Annotated in this window: 21 protein-coding genes; 17 read left to right on the plus strand and 4 right to left on the minus strand. The window is 66.9% G+C overall.

Annotated elements, in window-relative coordinates:
* Nucleotides 1–60: 60 nt before the first annotated feature.
* The 17 genes from HCR68_RS14465 to HCR68_RS10735 all read left to right on the plus strand — a co-directional run bounded on the left by HCR68_RS14465 (nucleotide 61) and on the right by HCR68_RS10735 (nucleotide 14828).
* Nucleotides 61–2403 (plus strand): M23 family metallopeptidase, encoded by a 2343-nt coding sequence (locus HCR68_RS14465; protein WP_208320585.1) that lies wholly within the window; start codon nucleotides 61–63, stop codon nucleotides 2401–2403.
* 12 nt (nucleotides 2404–2415) lie between these two features.
* Nucleotides 2416–3171, plus strand: a complete 756-nt coding sequence (locus HCR68_RS10660) for a glycerophosphodiester phosphodiesterase (RefSeq protein WP_167149325.1) — start codon at nucleotides 2416–2418, stop codon at nucleotides 3169–3171.
* Nucleotides 3172–3711: 540 nt separating this feature from the next.
* On the plus strand, nucleotides 3712–4026 hold the full coding sequence (locus tag HCR68_RS10665) for a hypothetical protein (protein ID WP_143227115.1): 315 nt from the start codon (nucleotides 3712–3714) through the stop codon (nucleotides 4024–4026).
* A 17-nt stretch (nucleotides 4027–4043) separates the two neighbouring features.
* On the plus strand, nucleotides 4044–4292 hold the full coding sequence (locus HCR68_RS10670) for a hypothetical protein (RefSeq protein ID WP_076251292.1): 249 nt from the start codon (nucleotides 4044–4046) through the stop codon (nucleotides 4290–4292).
* An 83-nt stretch (nucleotides 4293–4375) separates the two neighbouring features.
* A complete protein-coding gene (locus tag HCR68_RS10675; RefSeq protein WP_167149327.1) occupies nucleotides 4376–4975 on the plus strand; it encodes a single-stranded DNA-binding protein in 600 nt (199 codons plus the stop codon).
* Nucleotides 4976–4995: 20 nt separating this feature from the next.
* Entirely contained in the window at nucleotides 4996–5382 is a 387-nt protein-coding gene (locus HCR68_RS10680) for a DUF6248 family natural product biosynthesis protein (RefSeq protein WP_167149329.1), read from the plus strand.
* A 108-nt stretch (nucleotides 5383–5490) separates the two neighbouring features.
* Nucleotides 5491–6348, plus strand: coding sequence for a hypothetical protein (locus HCR68_RS10685; protein ID WP_167149331.1), 858 nt, complete (start codon nucleotides 5491–5493; stop codon nucleotides 6346–6348).
* 69 nt (nucleotides 6349–6417) lie between these two features.
* Entirely contained in the window at nucleotides 6418–7005 is a 588-nt protein-coding gene (locus HCR68_RS10690) for a recombinase family protein (protein ID WP_167149333.1), read from the plus strand.
* 19 nt (nucleotides 7006–7024) lie between these two features.
* Nucleotides 7025–7294 carry a hypothetical protein gene (locus HCR68_RS10695; RefSeq protein ID WP_017177503.1) on the plus strand — a complete coding sequence of 90 codons (270 nt, stop codon included), beginning with the start codon at nucleotides 7025–7027 and terminating at the stop codon, nucleotides 7292–7294.
* A 24-nt stretch (nucleotides 7295–7318) separates the two neighbouring features.
* Nucleotides 7319–7654: a ribbon-helix-helix domain-containing protein gene (locus tag HCR68_RS10700; RefSeq protein WP_167149335.1), complete on the plus strand. Its 336-nt coding sequence runs from the start codon at nucleotides 7319–7321 to the stop codon at nucleotides 7652–7654.
* A gap of 43 nt (nucleotides 7655–7697) precedes the next feature.
* Nucleotides 7698–9278 (plus strand): hypothetical protein, encoded by a 1581-nt coding sequence (locus HCR68_RS10705; protein WP_167149337.1) that lies wholly within the window; start codon nucleotides 7698–7700, stop codon nucleotides 9276–9278.
* A 3-nt stretch (nucleotides 9279–9281) separates the two neighbouring features.
* Nucleotides 9282–10157: a DNA adenine methylase gene (locus HCR68_RS10710; protein ID WP_167149339.1), complete on the plus strand. Its 876-nt coding sequence runs from the start codon at nucleotides 9282–9284 to the stop codon at nucleotides 10155–10157.
* A gap of 751 nt (nucleotides 10158–10908) precedes the next feature.
* Entirely contained in the window at nucleotides 10909–11082 is a 174-nt protein-coding gene (locus HCR68_RS10715) for a hypothetical protein (protein ID WP_167149341.1), read from the plus strand.
* A 615-nt stretch (nucleotides 11083–11697) separates the two neighbouring features.
* A complete protein-coding gene (locus HCR68_RS10720; RefSeq protein WP_167149343.1) occupies nucleotides 11698–12585 on the plus strand; it encodes a tyrosine-type recombinase/integrase in 888 nt (295 codons plus the stop codon).
* 348 nt (nucleotides 12586–12933) lie between these two features.
* A complete protein-coding gene (locus HCR68_RS10725; RefSeq protein WP_167149345.1) occupies nucleotides 12934–13716 on the plus strand; it encodes a ParA family protein in 783 nt (260 codons plus the stop codon).
* Between the two features lie 239 nt (nucleotides 13717–13955).
* Nucleotides 13956–14330, plus strand: coding sequence for a hypothetical protein (locus HCR68_RS13990; RefSeq protein WP_208320586.1), 375 nt, complete (start codon nucleotides 13956–13958; stop codon nucleotides 14328–14330).
* 60 nt (nucleotides 14331–14390) lie between these two features.
* A complete protein-coding gene (locus HCR68_RS10735; protein ID WP_167149347.1) occupies nucleotides 14391–14828 on the plus strand; it encodes a hypothetical protein in 438 nt (145 codons plus the stop codon).
* A gap of 497 nt (nucleotides 14829–15325) precedes the next feature.
* Here HCR68_RS10735 and HCR68_RS10740 read toward each other — a convergent pair whose 3' ends face one another.
* From HCR68_RS10740 to HCR68_RS10755, 4 genes are all read right to left on the minus strand, one after another.
* The gene (locus HCR68_RS10740) at nucleotides 15326–16219 is read right to left on the minus strand and encodes a DUF2637 domain-containing protein (protein WP_167149348.1); all 894 of its coding nucleotides are present in this window, start codon (nucleotides 16217–16219) and stop codon (nucleotides 15326–15328) included.
* Nucleotides 16216–16818, minus strand: coding sequence for a hypothetical protein (locus HCR68_RS10745; protein WP_167149349.1), 603 nt, complete (start codon nucleotides 16816–16818; stop codon nucleotides 16216–16218). The genes HCR68_RS10740 and HCR68_RS10745 overlap by 4 nt, the downstream gene beginning before the upstream one ends.
* 888 nt (nucleotides 16819–17706) lie before the next feature.
* Nucleotides 17707–18795 carry a hypothetical protein gene (locus HCR68_RS10750; protein WP_167149350.1) on the minus strand — a complete coding sequence of 363 codons (1089 nt, stop codon included), beginning with the start codon at nucleotides 18793–18795 and terminating at the stop codon, nucleotides 17707–17709.
* 263 nt (nucleotides 18796–19058) lie between these two features.
* Nucleotides 19059–20078 (minus strand): hypothetical protein, encoded by a 1020-nt coding sequence (locus HCR68_RS10755; RefSeq protein ID WP_167149351.1) that lies wholly within the window; start codon nucleotides 20076–20078, stop codon nucleotides 19059–19061.
* Nucleotides 20079–20095: the final 17 nt, after the last annotated feature.

Raw genomic sequence — 20095 nt, forward strand, 5'->3', positions numbered from 1 at the left:
CACCGGATCGCCGGCAGTGACGACACTCCCCATGACACCAGCCACCTGGAGGCTTCCCGCGTGACCCCGCAGCCCATGAGTCGACGCCAGCGTCGCGAGGCGGAACGTGCTGCCGAAGTCGCTCGCCAGCTCGCCGAGGTGGAGGCCGGAGCCAACCCGCCGTCAACGCCGACGACGCACACCGCCCACACCACGCATGCCGCCGGCCCCACCCGTCGCTCGCGCCGTGACCTCCACGCTCACAGCTCCCAGACCGGTGCCGCTCCCAGCACCGTTACCGCCCCGAGTCCCTCCGCTCTCCCAGACGTTCCGGTTGCCCCCCAGAAGCAGAACCACCCGCAGCGGCCCACGGCCCAGGCGACACCTCCGGCTGCGGCGCCACCCACGCGAGCAGGGGCGCACGCGGCCGCCGGCCCGACGCGCCCAATGCCCGTCGAGCAGACCGGGCAGGGCGACCAGCAGCTGGTCGCACCGATGAGCCGCATGGCCCGCCGTCGCCAAGGCGCTGCCCAGCAGCCCGGTCGGCCCGCGGATCCGCGTCCCCCGGCGCCCGAGCCCGCCGCTCCTTCCTCATCGGTGAGCCCCTCGGTGGAAACGGGTGCGGTGCAACCCTCACCGGCGGCCCCCTCCGCCTTCTCCGCCGTCCCGCAGACGCCGAGGGAGGAGCGCCCCACCCGCCGCTCCCGCAAGGACCTGCGCGCCGCCCACGTCTCCGAGGACACCCGGCAGACACGCGAGAGCCCCGCCGTCGCCAACGTGCCGCAGGCCCAGCATCATCAGGCCGAGGCGCGGCCGGATGGCCGACGCAGTCGACGCCGCTCCCACGCCGCCGAGCAGCCCGCCGCCTCATCGACGCCCTCGGCCGCGGCGCCGTCGGCCCTGTCGCCTCTGGTCGCGGCCTCCCTGGCCGAGTCCACCTCCGGCCTTGAGCCGGCCGCCGCCCAGCCCGCCGGCAGCACGCCGTGGTGGGCCGCCGGCGACGCCTCCCCCGCCTCGTCCAGCGCGGCGCAGTCCCACAGCCACGCCGCCCCCGCCGGTCCGGGTGCGGCCGCTGCCTCCGGAACCGCCTCCCGCTCGCAGAGCCGTCGTAGGATGCGCGCCTCCGCGGCAACGCCCGCCAGCGTCCCCGCCAAGCCCGTCGTCGCCTCCACCACCCATCACAGTGCTCCCAGTGCTCCTAGCGCTGCGGCGGGTGCCGTCTCCACCGCCTTCACCACGACGTCGCAGCCCGAGCCCGCGGTGACCGTCGAGGCCGCTCCCGCGGCGCCGTCGGCTCCCGAGGTCCCTCATGAGATCCGCTTCTCGCGGCGGATCACGGACTTCCGCGGCGCCGAGACCGTTGAGGTCCCCGAGGTCCGCAGGCTCATGGCCGCTCGTAAGGCCGGGGTGCCGCTCGCCGATGAGACGGCCATCCGCGCTGCCAAGGCCGCCCAGCAGACTCAGACGGCCGGATCGGCGGAGACCGCTGAGGTCACGCCCTCGGATGAGGCGACCGCCTCGGCGCCGTCGGCCAGGGTCTCCACAGCCTCCAGACCGGACACCCACCGCGACTCCTCGACCGGTCCCGCCCCCGTGCGCCCCGCCCGGCGCCGCACCGGAACCGGGATCCTGGGACGCACCGCCGTGCTGTCGGCCCTGGCCGTGGCCACGGTCCTCGCCCCGTTGTCCAGCCACCTCGACAACACGCCGTTGGCCTCGGCCGCGATGAAGATGCACGCCGGAACCGCCTCGCAGAGCCAGAGCCCGGCCGCCGCCGGGACGAAGCCGTCATCCGTGGCCAGCGCCGTGCTCGGCAGCGATGACCTGGATGATGACTCCGACACCCAGCTCTCCAACGTCCCCGACGCCGCCACTCGGGCCAGGATCCGCGAGGCCTACCAGAACGCGGCCAAGACCTGCTCCTCGGCCACCGGCGCCTCCGGCGACACGAGCGCCTTCAGCTCCAAGCCGCAGCTGTTCTACCCCATGCTCCCGGACACCTACACGATCTCCTCGGAGTACGGATACCGCACCCACCCCACGCTCGGCATCCAGAAGCTTCACGCCGGCCAGGACATGGCTGCACCGGTGGGCACCCCCATCTACGCCGCCGCGGCCGGCACCGTCACCACCGCCGGCATGGTGGACGGCACCGGAACCGTCACCATCAAGCACGAGATCGACGGTCAGGTCTGGTACACCAGCTACCTCCACATGTACGAGGACGGCATCTACGTCAAGGCCGGCGACACCGTCACGGCCGGCCAGATGATCGCCGGCGTGGGCAACACCGGCCGGTCCTCCGGTGCGCACCTGCACTTCGAGGTGCGCACCAAGGACGACTCCGCCGACGAGTCCACCGTGGAGCCGTGGGGCTGGCTCAAGCAGCACGGCGCCGTCGAGCTCACCACCAACTGCAGCTGAGGGAGACCCACTGTGCCGCCTGCCGCGTCACGAACACGACGTCCTGCTGTCATCGCGCACCGCGGCGGGGGGCGCGAGGTACCTGAGAACACCTGGAGCGCCGTCGAGCACGTGGCCGCGCTCGGGCTGGAGTGGATGGAGACCGACCTACGGCTGACCGCCGACGGCATCGTCGTCCTCAGCCACGACGAGGACCTGCTCCGGACCGCGAACGACCCCCGCACCGTCGGCGAGGTCATGTGGGCCGAGCTGGCCGACCTCGACTCCGGTGACGGCCGCGGCTTCGTGCGTCTCGACGACGCCCTGCGCGCCCACCCGACGATGAGGTTCAACGTCGACCTCAAGGACTCCAGCGTCGTCCAGGCCGCCCTGCAGACGGTGCGCGACGCCGAGGCCCTCGAGAGGGTCCGCTTCGCCTCCTTCTCCGCCCGCCGGCTGGCCGTGCTGCGCCGCCAGGAGCCCCGGGCCATGACCTCCCTGGGCGTCAGCGACGTGCTCGGGCTCATGCTGCGCAGCGAGGCGGCCGTCCCACTGCCGCAGACCCGCTGGGGCTGGAGCCGGGGGAGGGTCGACGCCGTCCAGGTTCCCGAGAGCTACCACGGCGTCCCGGTGGTCACCCGGCGCTTCGTCGCCTCCGCGCACACCGCCGACCTGGAGGTCCACGTGTGGACGGTGGACGAGCCCGCCAGGATGCGCCGGCTGGCCGAGCTCAACGTGGACGCCATCATGACCGACGTCCCCACACTCGCCCTGAAGACCCTGGGCTGAGCCTCGTCGGCTCCCGGCACTCGCCGTTCGTCCCGCCCAGTCCCGTCCGGTGACGGCCGACGGCGTCGCAGACCGAGCCGGGCACCTACTGCACGAGGACGGGGTCGTACTGGCCGGGAGCTGACCGCACTGCACGAGCCTCCGGTCCTCGTGGAGTACACCCGGACCTCCCCCAGTAGCACCCCGACCTCGTGCAGTACCAGCGAGTGAAGACTCGAGCCCCCGGCGCGGGTGGCGACGGGGGCTCGGGGGTGGTGCCCCGGACAGGATTCGAACCTGCGACCTTCTGCTCCGGAGGTCACATTCCCACCCCTGACGAAGATCAGGTGAACCCCATCAACAGGCCTACGTGGCGTCTCGCCGCGTAGGCCTCTCTGTCGTGCCCTGAGACACCGACGTCTCACCACCCCATCAAGCCAGGTACACCCATCCTCGACGCCGACGTCGAGCACCCCTAGTCATCAAGGCAATCAACACCTCTCTTTACGAACCCAGGAGACGACCGTGCAGTGCCCTACATTTCTTCAGTCATTACTCACGATGGAGGCCACGACCGAGTACGCCGACTACTTACGCTCCCTCGTGGCCGCAGGCAACAGCGAGTATCAGCGCGTACTTATCGAGGTCGAGAAACTTGAAGACGACCTCACTACAGGAACCATCGTCATCACCCCAGCCCCTGAGCCCCCACACCTCAGGGAAGCAATAACCGCATTCATCAACAAGATCCGCTCCCGCATAGAGAACGGAGAGACGGTCCTCCAGGAGACCCTCGACGAGGTCCAGGTCGTTATGCGCCACCTCGACGCTGGGAAGATCCGCATCGAGCCCGTTCCGATTTCGGCGGCGGCCTGAAGTAAGGGGCGAAGAACATGAGAATCACCGTTCATGAGGTCCTGCTCCTTCAAGCTGCGGTAAATGAGCTCATTGCCGCTGGCCACACGAACCGCTCCAACATCCTTCAGGAGGCAGTCGGCAAGTTCGCCACTGAAATCAGGGTGAGAGTCGAAGCTGGTGACTACTGGCTGACGAAGACCCTTACTGCCGTCGATGTACTCGACCACAAACTCCGCAGCGCGACGATAGTTCACCACAGCCAAAGAATCGGAGAAGCAGCATAACGAATTATCCGACAAGGTCCTGAACATCCTCGACAACAACATCTCAACAACCACAACCAGTAACAAGAAAGGACCCAACCATCATGGCCGGAGACACCATCATCACCATCGTCGGGAACCTCACCAAGGACCCCGAGCTCCGCTTCACGCCCTCCGGGGCAGCGGTGGCCTCCTTCACCGTCGCCTCCACACCGCGCACCTTCGACCGCCAGACCGGCGAGTGGAAGAACGCCGAAACTTTGTTCATGCCCTGCTCAAGTTGGCGCGACACCGCGGAGAACGTGGCCGAGTCGCTGACCAAGGGCACACGCGTCATCGTCCAGGGCCGACTGGTCCAGCGCTCCTTCACCACCCGTGAGGGCGAGAACCGCACGGTGGTGGAGATGCAGGTCGATGAGATCGGCCCCTCACTGCGCTACGCCAAGGCCCAGGTCACCCGCCAGCCCCGCGGGGGCGGCCAGGGAGGCTTCGGCGGAGGTCAGGGCGGCCCCCAGGGCGGCGGCTTCGGCAACCAGAACAACCAGGGCGGATACAACCAAGGCGGCCCCCAGCAGGGCGGCTACAACGGCGGTGGCGGCATCGGCCAGGGCCAGTCCGGGTACAACGCCCCCGCCGGCGGCGCCGCGGACGACCCATGGGCCACGGGCGGCTCCACCTCCTTCGATGACGAGCCCCCGTTCTAAAGGCACGAAGGCGATAGACCATGAACGACGCCGAAGCCGCATGGGTGCGCGATCATGCCTGGACCCCGGTCATGCGTAAGACCTACAAGTCAGTACCAGCCGTACTGACCATGTGTCCCTGTGAATACGGGCCGTGTGGCCATTGCTCGGCCGGCAGTCACGAAAACTGCGCATACGACGATCCCAATAACGCTCAATGGGCAGCCAACCGTGCCAACGTTCCCGCTGGCTGGATCACCACTGCCGACGAGCAGGTCCCCACCCTCGGGGGCGCAGAGAGCTGGCAGTTCTGGGAAGCCGGCATCCAGCACGACGGCCGGTGCCCATGCGCCATAGCCGGCCATCACGGAGCCATCGGGATACAAACCACAATCTTCGACATCATCGGACAGAACGTCCAGAAGTGACCGATTTTGGACACCGTCCAAGCCACCTGCGACACGCCGCCGTATTGATGTCCAAAACCCGTGTACAAAACTCTTACACACCTCATCTACCCGAAAGGAACTGAAACCATGATCAACTGGCGCCGCGATCTTCGTCGAGCCATCACCGTCGGTCTCCTCGTGTGGATCCTCCTCGCGTACTTCGACGATCTGATCTCTCTTGCTAAGGCATTCGTAGCAGCATTCCCAGGCGACCGAGCACTCGTCGTGTCCTTCACGGTGATCGGCCTCGTAACGGGTTACGCCCTCTGGGTCCTCATCGCACTCGTCTTCAAGGAGGCAGTCAACGTCTTCAAGAAGTCTGAGGAGCCCATCGACTTGGACCTATTGCACTGGGCACTGGTCCAGCCACACAAAGGCTCCGAGCCCACCGACGACATCGTCTCTCGCCTGAGCCCAATCTGGGAAGAAGCCCACAGCAGCAAGTACACCGTCAGTATCGAGCAGGCACGCCGCCAGGTGGCCGCCCATGCAGCCGTCACCTGGACACTCGGCGGAAGCGTCCTGTCCATCGAAACACACCGTCACACCAAAATGGTCATCCCGCTTCCACACCCGGGACTTGCCGCGGCGAGCTGGCACCACATCCAGGTCGACCTGGCCGGCCTAGCCCAGGACGCCATCGACAACCGACAGGCCTACAACTCCTTCGACGAAATCGACTCAGCCCTCAAACGCGCAGTGGTACTCGTAGCCATGGACTGGCGTCCCGACGGCTACACCGGCCCGCTCACCCCTAGCGATCTCATCACCTACGCCATCAATGCAGACAAGGCCATCCTGGCCGAGCACCAGGACGTCATCACCGCAATCGAGAAGAGGCTGAATGACGACGATGACAAGCTCAACGGAGTAGAGGTTCACAGCATCCTCGACAACTTCCGTCCCCAACAACCTCAGTACGTCCACTCCGAAGCCGGATACTGAGACAACCAGCCAACCGGCCGCTCCCCAGCAAGAGCACCCGACCAAGAGCAACGTGGTGTCATAGGAGCCATGGCCACCACCATCGGATACGCCCGCGTATCCACCAGCAGTCAGCATCTCGACATGCAGCTCGACGCCCTCACGGCGTCGGGCTGCACCCGCATCCACACCGACACAGCCTCAGGCGCCCTGGCCGCCCGCCCCGGCCTCGACCAGGCCCTGGCCGAGCTCGACGAGGGCGACACCCTCGTCGTGTGGCGCCTAGACCGCCTCGGACGCTCTCTCCCGCATCTCGTGGCCACCATCGACAACCTCACCCGACGAGGCGTCAACCTGAAAAGCCTCCATGAGGCCATCGACACAACAACCCCCACCGGCCGACTCATGGTCCACCTCATCGCCAGTTTGGCGGCGTTCGAGCGCGAGCTCACCATCGAGCGGACAATCGCCGGCCTCGAAGCCGCCAGGGCCCGAGGCGCGAGCCTCGGCCGCCCCACCGTCTGGACACCCCAACGTGCCGAAGCCGCCACCGCCCTCCTGGCCGCCGGCGCCACCATCACCGAAGTTGCCCAAGCGCTCAACGTCAGCAGAGCAACCGTCTACCGCCACGCCACCCCACCCAAGAACGCGCCAATAAGGTCTTGCCCACACCACTAAACGGTACTACCATAATCGTGTGAGGTTCGAGTTCACCGATTCAGCGGACAAGCACGACGTCCCCCGTCCCGACGCGGAGTACGCCGTCATGCACCACGTCGACTACGAGATCCTCCAGCCCCGCCGTCCAGGCGAGCAGTCATTCATGTTCGTCGGCCTGCCCCACCCACAGGCACTGCGTTACCTCGAAGTCGGCGTCGCCGTTGACGGTCGCGGCCGACGCATCATCTTCCACGCCATGGAGGTCACAGACCTCTACCGACACCTCATCCCACCCACAGACCGCTGACCCACCAGAACAGAAGGAAGCACCATGACCAACGATCCTGCACCCACCCCACTGACTGAAGCCGACCAGGCCTACTACAACCAGCTCGACGAGGACGTCACCGCAGGCCGCATCCCCACCATCGGACACGGAACCCACCGCGACGGCTCACGCATCAGCGACACCGAACTCGACGCCATCCTCCGCGGACGCCCAGGACTCGGACAGTCCCACGCCACCGGCCGCGGACGCTCCCCACGCCGCCAGGTCCGCCTACCCGAGCACACCAACGCGGCTCTTGACGCCTACATCGAGAAGCACGGCACCACCGCAAGCGCCGTCATCCGCGACGCCGTCGAGGCATACCTCGCCACCGCCTGAACCACACCGATCCGGCCATCCACCGCCCCTCCCACCTATCCCTATGTCTGAAAGGGCTCCCACCGTGGCCACCAACGGGCACAAGAACCGATCCATCAAACGACTCCACCTCGACCTACGAAACCCCCGACTCGGACGCCCCTCCGTCGACACCGAGGCCGATGCCATGGACCGGCTACTGAAGGAGTTCGGTCCCAAGATCGTCGGCTTGGCAAGAAGCATCGCCGAGTACGGACTCAACCCCACCGAGTCGTGGGCGATCGTCCACGAGGACAACAAGTACGTCGTCCTGGAAGGCAACCGCCGCCTCGTCGCCTGCCGCCTCCTCGACAACCCCCGCAAGGCCCCCGACCCGCAGACAGCTGCAACCTTCGAGCGCATCAAACGAGGAGTCCGCACCGCTAGCTCCTACCTGAACCCCAGCTGCGTAGAGTTCGAGCACCGCGCCGACGCCCGCTACTGGATCCACCTCAAGCACCACGGCGCAGGCAGCGGCGAAGGCACCGCCGCTTGGGGCCCAGAGATGGTCTACCTCGACCAGGTCAACAGCGGCAGCACTCCTGTGGAGTGGAACGAGTTCTGGTACTGGCTGGAGGAGACCTACCAGCACGACCGCCCACTGGTCGACCTCATCGACCAGGCCCGACGCGAGCAGTACACCCTCATGGACCGCGTCTACACCTGGAAAGTCAAAGAGCTCCTCGGCGCCAGCTTCACCCAGCCCGGCCAGATCAACGTCAACGTCGACACCGAGAAGATCAAGCCGTTCATCCACAAGCTCATCACCGGGATGCTCACGCCCCAGCCCAAGGATCCCAAAGCACCAGGCGCAGCTGACGTCCTCGTCATCTCCTCCCGCACCCTCAACAACAGAGACGCTGCAGAGGACGAAATAGGAAGGGTATGGCAGGACACCATCGGCGACACCGACGTCACCCCCACCAGCCAGGCCAGCACCAGTACAACCAGCCCCGCCCAGGATGCCGGAGGCGCAGAGCAGGCGTCTGGCCCCTCTGGCGCGTCCTCCTCCACCGCAGGCACCGGAGCCGCAGACAACCTTGCCTCAGGATCCGCTACCGAGCAGAAGAAGCCTCGCTCGGAAGGCAACTCCCGATCCCGCCATCCCAAGCCCCGCAAGAGCGAGACCCACCTCTACCACGGTGTACAACGCACCCACATGCCCAACCGACTCAGGAACATGCTCCAAGAATGCAGCCAGCTGGAGATCGCCACATCCCCGGAAACGGCATCGATCATGGCGCGCGTCGTGGTCGAGCTCGCCGCCGACGCACTCATCGACCACCAGAACCTCAGGCCGAAAGGCAAGCAGCTCACTGACAAACTTGCCGCTGTCCTGCGTCACCTCGACCCTCTCCTGGACTCCAAGAACCCCACCCGCCCAGACCTAGCTGGAACCTGGGCGGCAGTACGCACCGACACCGCTGACGGACACATCGTCCGCGACCTCCACAACTGCGTGCACGCCTACCAGTTCACCGCCGCACCCGAGATGGCCAAACGAGCAAACAACCTGTTCACGCCCCTGCTCAACGCCATCAACACTGAGCTCGGCAACCCACCCACCGGGGTGGTGGCCACGAGCAACCAAAACGGGCAGGCTTGACCCGTGAGGTACCTGTCCCCCCTGCGCTACCCCGGCGGCAAAGCCCGCCTGGCCCCCTTCTTCACCCGCCTGATCCGCTCCCAGGTCCCAGCACCGACCCACTACGCCGAGCCCTACGCCGGCGGCGCCGGCGCCGCCCTACGACTCCTGACCGACAGCGCCGTCGACCACATCCACATCAACGACATCAACGCCGGAATCGCCGCGTTCTGGCGCACCATCACCACCCCCGACGGCGCCGAAGCCTTCAACCAGCTCATCAACAGCACCCCCGTCACCATCGACCAGTGGCACCACCAGCGCGCCGTCTACCAGGCCGGCCAGGCAGACGACCTCACCCTCGGCTTCGCCACCTTCTACCTCAACCGCACCAACCGATCCGGCATCCTCGACGCCCGCCCCATCGGCGGCCTCGAACAGACCGGCAAATGGAAGATCGACGCCCGCTACAACAAGCCCGCCCTCATCGAAAGAGTCAAGCACGTAGCCACCCTCGGCCACCGCATCCACGTCACCCAGCTCGACGGCCTCGACTTCCTCACCACCATGGAGCCCCACGCCACCGACGTCCTCGTCTACGCCGACCCGCCCTACGTCGAGCAAGGAGGAAGCCTCTACCTCCACACCTTCAACGCCAACGACCACCAAGCCCTAGCAGACAAGCTCCTAACAGCCACCTACCCATGGCTCCTGACCTACGACGACCAGAAAATCATCTGGGCCGACCTCTACACCGCCGCACGCTGCGCACGCTTCAACATCGCCCACACCGCCGCCATCCAGCACGTCGGCAAGGAAACCATCGTCTACGGCCCCACCCTCACCGTCCCCACAGGCCTCGAAATCACCCCCGGAGTCCACGCAACCTGGATCGCCTAACCCAGAGAGCACACCTGAGACACGGCCCTACCCGCTCCCACGCACCAGACTCCCACTGAGCAGCAAGCCCAGACATAGCCGACGGTATCGACGACACCCCACACCACCGTACGTGCCCCATACTGAATCCGCCTCAGCCATAGGAGGCCAGAGGCGGTGGTCAGCTACGCCGGCCCCGTCGTCAGGCGCACCGCGCCATGAGGGACGTACTCGTGCGCCCACGCGCCCGTGTCCTGGCACCCCTGGGCCAGGACGACGCGGCAGTGCTCGCACCGCCAGGCGTCGTGCCACTCAAAGTCCCCCGAGCACGAGCACCGCAGCGGCAGGGGCAGCATCCCATCCAGCACCTTCCAGCTGGCCCCACACCCCGGGCACACCCCAGGACGCCCGTCACTCACGCTCGCCAAAGTCGTCATGCCCACGGACCCTAGCGGCGAGCACCGACACGAATACCTGCCCGTTGCCGGCCCACCGTGCTCCTCAGGTCACCAGTCCTGGGTCACCTTCAACCCCGTCTCGTGGGACACCCATCCTAGCCCACGGCCGGTCAGCCGATCGTCAAGGCACGCTCCACCTCACTGGCCCCGGCACTCGTCACAGCTCCTGCGTCGCCATGACGAGTGCCGCCGCGCGAGGCTCCGCTCTTCGGCCTTGACGATCACCGGCCGCAGGCTGCCACAGGGCGCGTCCCCCAAGCCCGGGGGACACCGGTCTCGCAGACCGACAAAGGAAAGACCCCAAGGAGGTCAACATGCCCAACAACGCGCCGCGCCAGTACACCCCGGACCAGGTCAAGGAGTTCGTCGCCGAGGCGATCGAGAGCTATGTCGAGGCCGCTCGCACCGACGCCGACATGACCCTCGATGACCTGGAGTACACCCTGGACATCGCCCGGTACGTCCTGGCTCAGGACGCCCAGTCCTGAAACACCCCGGGGCCGGGAGAGCTGGATCCTCTCCCGGCCCCGGCCGGCGCGTGACCCACCATGGATGCGGCCTCGCAGCCCGCACCACCACGTCGCCGGACCCCAAGGAGGACATACACGGCGACCCGAGTGAGTCACCCCAATTGTAGCCGGTTCACCTGCCGAACCGCAGGGCTACCGAGCCCGCTGACGCACCTGTGGAGGCCGCCGGCTATCGCCGAGGCCGGCGGCCACGCACAGGCGGACAGCGGGACCCCGTACCGGGGCCGTGGACAGGCCCGGGGCGCCGCCGGCCAGACTCCTTCGTCGCCCGACAAGGCCGAGCGGCGCCAGCCTGCCCACCGCCCCTCAGCCACGCTGGCGACGTCACCATCCGTAGCGGGGCCGACCTGCACCCCGGCCGCCACCCACCGTGGCCCGAGTTTGCTGGCCGGCGTCGAGGCGGCCCGGGCACAGCCCTCCTGCCGTCACCGGTCAGGTCGCCTGCCGTTGCTGGTCACCCGCTTATGGTCACCGCCAGCCCTGGGGGAGTGGCTCACCAGCAAAGAGAGGTTGTGACATTCAGGTCTCTACAAGGTGGCGTGCCAGGAATCTACAACCGGGATTATTCCTGTCATGAGAAATTCTCTGAAGGTCGTCCGTGCCGACGACGCTCCCGACACCCTCCTCGACGCCTGGACCCTGACCATGCAAGCACAGGGACTCTCTCAGACCACCATCACCGAGCGCCCGCGCCTCATCCGCCAACTCGCCCGAACCACCGGCACCGACCCAGCGGCCCTCACCCCACACACCATCATCGCCTTCCTCGCCACCACGAACTCACCAGTCACCGCTGACAGTTACTACTCCATCATCCGAGCATGGTGTTCCTGGCTAGTACAAGCCGGCCACCGCGACGACGACCCCACCATGCGAGTCCCCAGACCCCGCGTCCCACCAGCAAGACCCCGCCCCGTCACCCACCCACAGCTCGACGCAGTCCTCGCACTCCCACTCCGCCCAGCCACCCGCACCAGGATCCTCCTAGCCGCATACGCCGGCCTACGCATCCACGAGATCGCCAAGCTCAAAGGCCAAGACATCGACCCCGCCGGCGGAACCCTCACCGTCACCGGAAAAGGCGGCAGAACCGACCTTCTACCCGCACACCCCGTCATCCTCGACCAGGCCGCCAACTACCCCCGCAAAGGCTACTGGTTCCCCTCCCCACTCCGACCCGGACAGCACGTCGCCGCCAAGACCGTCGGAACCGTCATCGCCCGAGCCCTACGCCGCGCCGGGATCGACGCCACAGCCCACCAGCTGAGGCATTTCTTCGCCACCAGCCTCCTGGAGTCCGGCGCCGACAGCCGCATCGTCCAGACCCTCATGAGACACGCCTCGCTCGCTACCACAGGCCGCTACCTTGGCGTCACCCTCACCCAACAGCGCCAGGCCCTGGATGGCCTCAAAATCGTTGCCAGCGCCACCCTCGACACCGACCCATGGCCTGAGGTGTAGAAGAGGGGTACCCGGACAATACCCGGGTACCCCAGAAGAAGTAACCTACCCCTTCAGTAGCTGGACCAAATTAATCACAACTCCCGCTATGGCTGCGATCACCATTACGATGTCGCACCATGTCGGAGCACTGCCAGCGCCGTCCGAGGTGGCGTGTTGAAGCCGGCAGCTTCTACACATCTCCTTCACCTCCTCTCAGGTAATCAACGTTGCGCAGGCGTGACGCGCACCCATCGATCACTGAGATCAGAGGCGAAATCACCTTACCCAAACACTCGAAACTATTGCAATACCTCAATAATATTAGTAGTATTAGTAGAACCAGATGCCTTAGAGAGGTCAGCGATCATGGTGACGTACACGGTGGCCACCCCCAAAGGAGGGGTCGGCAAGAGCACTACCGCAGCCGAGCTCGTGCTCGCCCTGTCCCAGCTCGGCCGGCGTGTCCTCGCCATAGATCTGGATCAGCAGGGCAACCTCACCAACCGTCTAGGCCTGACCGCGTCCAGTGAGGTCGACGGCACCACCGCCGACGTCCTCACCGGAGAGCTCGACCTGGACCAGGCCGCCACACCCTCGCCCGTCCTGGACGGTGTTGACGTCCTGGCCGGCACCCACGCATTGGCCGACACCGAGGCCAACCCGCCAGCCGACCTCGCGACTTTCCTTCGCGACGAGCTCCCAGCCCACGACGGCCGGTGGGATGAGGTCGTCATCGACACCCCACCGTCGGTCGGGGCGCTCACGCAGGCCGGCCTGGCCGCCTCCGACGTCATCATCGCCCCGGTCACCCCGAGCGTGGAGGCCTACGACCAGCTGAGACGCCTGACCGCCGTCCTCGACGCACGCATCGCACGCAGGATCAACCGCGGCGCGAGCATCAGCTGGGTGGTGCCCGTCGCGTTCGACTCCCGCGCCAGGGACGGTCGTGGGCGTCTCCTCGACAGGGAGATTCTCACCCAGCTGTGTAACACCTACCCCGCCCGGGTCACCCCACCCGTGCGCGACTCCGTCACCGCCCGGGACTCCTACATGGAAGGACTCCCGGTCGGGGCCTACGCCCCCGACACCCCCGTCGCAACCGACTACGCCGCCGCAGCCAGAGTCATCATCGAAGGAGCAGCATCATGACCCCCAGACCCAAGCGGCGCACGCTCGCCGAGCGCGACGCCCAAGCCATCCAGACTCCACCGGCCCCACCACAGAAGGCGCTGACCCGCCCTCGGGGGCTCGGCCGCGGAGCACCGGCCCTGATTAAGGCCACTAAGAACAATAATGCTACTAGTGCTACTAAGCCTTCTAAGGCTGGAAGGAAGGGAACTCCCAAAGACAGTTCGCCACGGCGGCGCGGAGCCCCGGCCACCGGACGGGTGATCGTCAACATCTGGATAGATCGTGTCTTATGGGCCCAGGCCAGGACCCTGTACCTGCGCGCCCACCCAGGTCACGAGGTCGCCCTCGTCGAGTGGGTCGACGGCGTCATCAACACCTACCTCGACCACCGCCGAGACGCGCTCATCAGCAGCACCATGGGCGACGAGGGACAGATCGTCAAGATCACCCTCACCCCGGCAACAAAGCAAAGGATCATCGATACCGTCGAGGACCACTCCCTGCACGGCCGGGCGATCTCACGGTCCGCCGTCATCAGCGCCGCCCTGCGCCGCGCCGTCGCCGACGCCGGAGGCAGCACCGTCCCCGTCTTCCAGGGCCGCCTGCCCCGAGGGCGGCGCCCCCAGCCATGACCGCACCAGCCAGACCAACGAGGAGGAACCATGCACAGCGTGTACGGAGCATTCTTTAAGATGCTCGTCGTCATTGCCATCAGGTCGCTGATCCCGCTCGGAGCGGCCACCATCTTCTTGCTCTCCACCCAGCCCAAGGCGATCGCTGAGGTGCCCAACCAGGCCGGCGCCGGCATCGGGAGGATCATGATCGCCCTCTGCGGCCTCGTCTTCCTCCTCTGGGCCGTGTGGCCGTGGAGAAGAGTATGGGGCCGTTTCCCCTGGGCCTTCATCGTCTCCTTCCTCGCAGCAGTCGGGGCCGGCGGCCTCCTCATGGCCGTCAGCCCCGACTACGCTGCATCCATCTTCATCTCGCTCCTGCTGCTCGCCGGCTCCTACGTCGTGCTCGCCGTGGAGATGGTCCTGACCCGGCCACGCGTCCTTCCGCCGGGAGCGTCGTGGCCGCCCACCAGCAGCGGCAGCACGAGCCGCCGTCCGACGCCTCCCGGCTGGCAGTGACGCGGCATATTCCGTTGGTGCGCTAGAACAGTCGGTGCAGACGGCAACGGCCGGTTCTCGGGCCAGGGAGCGGGCCATGGCTGGGCGCGCCCACGACGCCGGATCCTCAGGAACCCCTTGAGCGCCTCCCAGCGCGCCTGGCGGGCCAGGCGGCGCGCGCGCTTGCGTTTGACCGCCCTGACCCGTTTCAGGCTCGTTGGCATCGCCGTCGGTGACATCGTCCCGTCCGGCCGGATTCGTAGCCACTTGCCCGTCTCGACCTGGACATCGATCGCGCGCCCCATTGTGCGCGCCAGCTCCACCAGGTCCCGGGCCAGGTCAACGACCCCGACCTGGAGCTCTTGGTCAAAGGCCTCCACAAGGCGGCGGTTCCCGTTGGCCAGCACGAACACCGGGGTCACCGGCAAGATGGAGTTCCACATCTCTCTCGCCTCAAGCCTAAGCCTCATCATCTCTCTACTCCCTCCTAAGTCTTCTTCTCATCTCGTTTGCTTGCTCTACTCATTGCTGGCCAGCCGCAGGTGCGGCTGGCGCGCCTTGCGCAACGCCGCCAGGCGCCGCCTTCCCGTCGAGGGCGAGACCCCGAGGCGCTTGGCGACCATCGTCCCCGTCACCGCCTGGCCGGCGGCCTCACGCCGAGCGACCCACTCCTCAAGACTCAGCTCGCCGGCATCGTCGGCATCCTCGCCCTGGGCCTCCTCGTCAGCTGTGTCGCTCGGCTCGGTCTCGACGTCAGTGACGTCAGTGGTCGGCGCTGGACCATCGAGTTCGTCCAGCTCGCCGTCACCCGGCGCTGACGGCGACGGACCAGGCGCAGCTGGCTCCTGGCTCACCGAGGCCTGCTGCTCCCGGGTCTCATCCACCGCGGACGCAGGCGCCTCGTTGCCGCGAGGTGGGGTACTGCCACTGTCGTCGGGGCCCGGCTGCAGCTCGGTCCCCACCGGAACCCCCGTGAGCCCCGTTGAGTCGGTGGCGTCGGGGGCGGCCATGAGCAGCACCGTCAAATGGGTGGTGGCCAGCAGCACCACCGGCGGCACTGAGGCCGCCGCTGCCCCGGCCCACCCATGGCCTGTGACCATCGCGTGGACACCGTTGGAGCCCACCGACACCACGGCACCGACTGCCAGGAGGAACCACGCGTACCACACGGCCTGAGATCCGCGCTGTGCCAGGGCCACGACCGCCAGGGTCGCCTCGACGATCATCCCGTCAATCAGCAAAGGCCAGATCCAGCCCAGGTCAGCGGGCATCCCCACCCTCACCGCCAGGTCCCTCAGCGCCGCAAACGACAGGACAAAACCACCGATGGCGAGCAAGGCCGTTCCCGCGACAGAGATGCGGCCGACCCACGAGTGGCTCCAGCTACGCAGCCCGGTACCGGTGGCGCTCACAGCGCAGGCTCCACCCGCCGGCCACCGCGCTCAGGATGAGCCGGGAAGCTGGCCACCACAGGACTGGAACCAAGCTGCATAGCACCGCCCGCCAGGCGCGGCATACGCCCCCGTACCGCGCGCTGCACCGCGACCTCATCCATGACCGCCCGGTCCTCTGGACTAGGAGGCCGCCTCACCGCCTCCTGCTCGCTGACCCAGGAGACACGACCGCTGGGCATCGACAGCTCGACCAGGCCGGCGTCGACGAGGCGGATCAGGCGCCCCTCACCGGCCCGACCGACAGCGACACAGGGCGATCCGTCCCTAACGAGGACCCGAGTGCTCAGTGCCCCGGCCGTCTCCACGACTCTTCTGGTCCGCTCAAGCAGCTCTTCGCCCACAGCACCGGGGGCCATGTTCATCAAGCTCTCACTGAAGCGCTGAACGAAGCGGGCCTCCACCAGGTGCCGGGCAGCCTCCACCGAGACTCCCTTGGCGTAGAGCTGACCGTCCCGGTACAGGTCGACCCGACGAGGGGCGAAGGGCGCAGTGCCGTTGACCTCGACCTCCACCGTCCAGCCCTCATCCGCGACCGTGCCCTCGGTGCTGTACGTCACCGTCCGGCCGCTCGGTCCAACATGAAAGAGGCCGACAGGCGGCCACGACGGTCCGTTATCAGCCGCACTCACCGGCCGACCCAGCGAGCTCTGCGTGGCCGACCACGCAGTCAACGCCGCCTGACGTACCGCATAGCCAACCTCCTCCGTGCCCGGAAGAACGTAAAGCCCCGACCCTGGCTCCACCGGCTCAAGCCTGGACCGGCCCCCATCAGCACGGTCAGCCCACAGGTCACAGGTCTCGTCATAGTGCGTCGTATAGGACTCCCGCCCAAGCCCGATCCGGCCGACCCGACTAGCCTCGAAACCATCGACCGCCGCCCCATCAAGCGTGGGCACAGCCGGCACCAGTTTGCCGCTGCTGGTCTCCACCAGCGTCCTCCTGCCCGACTCCGCGACCAGACGCTCTAGGCCCTGCGATACCGCCGCCGGGACGGCGTCCCACAAGGCCATTGCCACCTCGATCTCGACTCCCAGGTAGTCCGCGATCTCCTCAGCTGTCGTCAGCTCGCTGCTGCCACCATCAGGACGCCTGCCCGTCACGCTGTGCGACCCCAGCGCCTCCATATCAGTCGCCTCGAAAACAACCGCCCCGGCGCGGGACTCGAAGATCACGGCGAAAATACGAGGAAAAGCAAACGTCCCCAGCGACCACTCGATCCAGTCCCCGATCCCAGTACTGCGCACCACAGCACGTACATCCTCGGTGATCTCGTCAAGCCACCGGCCAGTGACCTCCAACGGAAAATCCTCCATGACTATGCCCTCCTCCTAGGCTGCTCTGTTACCCGTAACCGTGCCCAGGTGCGCCACACCGTGTATGGCGCAGCCACGTCACGAGGGGCCGGCGCACGTAGCGCCGGCCCCTCAGTCCAGAACCGTTTGAGCTCACGAGGTCTCCACCAGCGAGCTGCTCGCAGCGGCGGGATGTGCCCCGCGCTGCCGGTTGACCTCATCGAGCACGCGCTCGTCCTCCTCAGTGGAACGGTGTATATCCCACAGGCCCTCACGCCACACCTCGCCGCTAGGTGTGGCGGCCTCGACAACCCCGCCAGCACCTTCAATCAGGCGAATGATGGACTCATCCTCGGTCCACACATAAGGGGTGCCGTCGAAGTAAGCCACGTGGATGCCGACCCAGTCAGTAATGCTGTCGATCTTCTCAGTCAGGTCAGCGAGCTCCTGGCTAAGTCCCTCAGGGGCAGTGCTCGTGCTCATCCCAGGCTGGCTGGCCTGCCAGATCAGGTCGGCCTCGATCAGGTAGCGCGCAGCAGAAACCGGGATACCCGTCGCGTAGGTCTGCTCACCTTTGACGAGGTTGACCAGCTCGGTGTCCTCAATGCTGACGACTGTCGTCCACTCGCCGCTCTGATACCTCACCGCAGGGACACCGCCATCCTCACCGTCAGTCATGCAGACGCTGAAGCTGCCCGTTGGGTGCCACTCGTAGACGTCTTTGCTCTCGCGCGGGCCGACCCGCCCAAGTGCGTGCTCCTGGGCGGACCATGCCGCCCAGGCGGCGTAATGCACCTCCTCGGTGACGGTCTCAGCCCCGGGCAGGACAACGTAGCTGCCCCACCGCGTATTGATCTGCTCCAGCTCGATGGGCTCACCACCGTCGACCGGCTGTGCCCACACGTCATCGCCATCACGGTGGACGGTGTAGGCCGCCTTCCCCAGCCCCAGTCGCCCGGCGCGCTTCGCCCGGTCGATGTCCACCATCGTGCCGCGCTGAGTCATCAGCCCCGGCAGCAGCCGGCCTCCGCTGGTCTCCACCAGCGTCCACCCGTCGTAGTGCGACAGCGCGGCGTGACCGCGTTCGACGACCGCGGTCATCCCCGCGACCGCGATCGCTGCCCGCTCAAGGGGCATGTCAAGGCACTCAGCGATCTCCTCGACGCTGACGGTCGGTACGGCGTGGTCCTCACCTACACGCTGGCACCACACCTCACACGTGCCGCTGGCGCTCTCACCCACGAAGCCGACGATCCCGGTCTCTGACTCCCCGACCACCTGGAAGTAGCGAGGCTGGTCCATCGAGGACACCCGCCACCCACCCCGGTCGCTGATACCGGCCTTGACCATCACGTCGTCAATCTGCCGGTTGATCTCATTCACCCACGCCCCGGTAGCCCTGAGGTACTCCATTTCCTGATCTCTCCTTCACGTTGTCGTGTGATCTGTTGCCTCTAGCTGCGACGGTGACGGGGTGCGCTCACCCCCGTCACCGCAGTCACCACTTACCGGTCCATCGACGGACGCTGGCTGTGACCGTGCTGGGCCTGAGCGTGGCCGCCGACCCTCGGCGCGCCACCGGGGGAGGGAACCGACGCCGCGGGCGCAGGCCCCACCCTGTGAACATCCCGGCCCGTCTCGACCGAGGGACGCACATCCCGTCCGACCGCCGACACCCCTGGCCCCTTCGTGGCCGCCGGCCCCGGCGGAGCCTCCAGCGGCAGAGGCTTGCCGTCGGTGTACCCATCGAGCTGGAGGTGCTCGGCGTTGAAGACTCGCTGCTGCCGGAGCCGGGACAGTGTCTCCTTGTCCCCGAGGCCGGTGGCCGCGATGGCCTGCCCAAGCTCGCGATAGATCGGAGTGTCCATGTCGTCATTGCCGTGCCACTCACGGCTGTGCGGGTGAGCCGCGAGGTCCTGGACGACGGCGAGAATGCCATCGGCGTCAGGGTGCTGTGCCAGCGCCTGTTTGGCTGCCGCCAGGTGCTCCTCACTCTCGGCCCGCAGCTCGGCCGACGGCTCCTGCCCACGAGGCAGGCGGGCCTCAGCCTGCTCCTGACCAACCTCAAGGGCGTGGTTGAGGTGGAGCATGCCCCGCAGCTCCTGGCTGCCGGCCTGCTCGACGAGCGGCTCACCCGCGGTGACGAAAATGCGGAAACGCTCACCTGCCGCAGGGTTGCCGGTGGCCTCAGCAGCCACCTCATCCATTCGAGAATGACTGTCCACGATGCGGTCGTAGGCGATGCTGGACATGTTCTCGCGATGATCCAGCTCCTCGTAATCAGTCGTGTCCCCAAGCAGGTCCGACCACCGGTTGTGAGCGATCCCCCAGGAGTCAGCGGCCGTCCTCCACTCATCGAGAGCCTCACGGACCTGAGGTGATGCCACGAGCTGGCCCACTTCGTCAGTGCTCAGCGATGCGGCGTGGGCGGCGCGGTCAACGGCCTCATAATGCAGGCCGTTGATCTCCTGATCTCTCCCGCGCCCCAGCATCCTGGTCACAGAGTCAATATCGATATCAACCACAGCAGTTCCTCCTTCAA

This window comes from Actinomyces sp. ZJ308, from assembly GCF_011752065.1.
Taxonomy (GTDB): Bacteria; Actinomycetota; Actinomycetes; order Actinomycetales; family Actinomycetaceae; genus Actinomyces.

Coding starts and splice junctions, on each gene's coding strand:
- HCR68_RS10720 (WP_167149343.1), top strand. CDS start 11,698: ATGAGAAATTCTCTGAAGGTCGTCCGTGCCGACGACGCTCCCGACACC.
- HCR68_RS10705 (WP_167149337.1), top strand. CDS start 7,698: ATGTCTGAAAGGGCTCCCACCGTGGCCACCAACGGGCACAAGAACCGA.
- HCR68_RS10675 (WP_167149327.1), top strand. CDS start 4,376: ATGGCCGGAGACACCATCATCACCATCGTCGGGAACCTCACCAAGGAC.
- HCR68_RS10670 (WP_076251292.1), top strand. CDS start 4,044: ATGAGAATCACCGTTCATGAGGTCCTGCTCCTTCAAGCTGCGGTAAAT.
- HCR68_RS10690 (WP_167149333.1), top strand. CDS start 6,418: ATGGCCACCACCATCGGATACGCCCGCGTATCCACCAGCAGTCAGCAT.
- HCR68_RS10700 (WP_167149335.1), top strand. CDS start 7,319: ATGACCAACGATCCTGCACCCACCCCACTGACTGAAGCCGACCAGGCC.
- HCR68_RS10735 (WP_167149347.1), top strand. CDS start 14,391: ATGCTCGTCGTCATTGCCATCAGGTCGCTGATCCCGCTCGGAGCGGCC.
- HCR68_RS10715 (WP_167149341.1), top strand. CDS start 10,909: ATGCCCAACAACGCGCCGCGCCAGTACACCCCGGACCAGGTCAAGGAG.
- HCR68_RS10665 (WP_143227115.1), top strand. CDS start 3,712: ATGGAGGCCACGACCGAGTACGCCGACTACTTACGCTCCCTCGTGGCC.
- HCR68_RS10725 (WP_167149345.1), top strand. CDS start 12,934: ATGGTGACGTACACGGTGGCCACCCCCAAAGGAGGGGTCGGCAAGAGC.
- HCR68_RS10685 (WP_167149331.1), top strand. CDS start 5,491: ATGATCAACTGGCGCCGCGATCTTCGTCGAGCCATCACCGTCGGTCTC.
- HCR68_RS10680 (WP_167149329.1), top strand. CDS start 4,996: ATGAACGACGCCGAAGCCGCATGGGTGCGCGATCATGCCTGGACCCCG.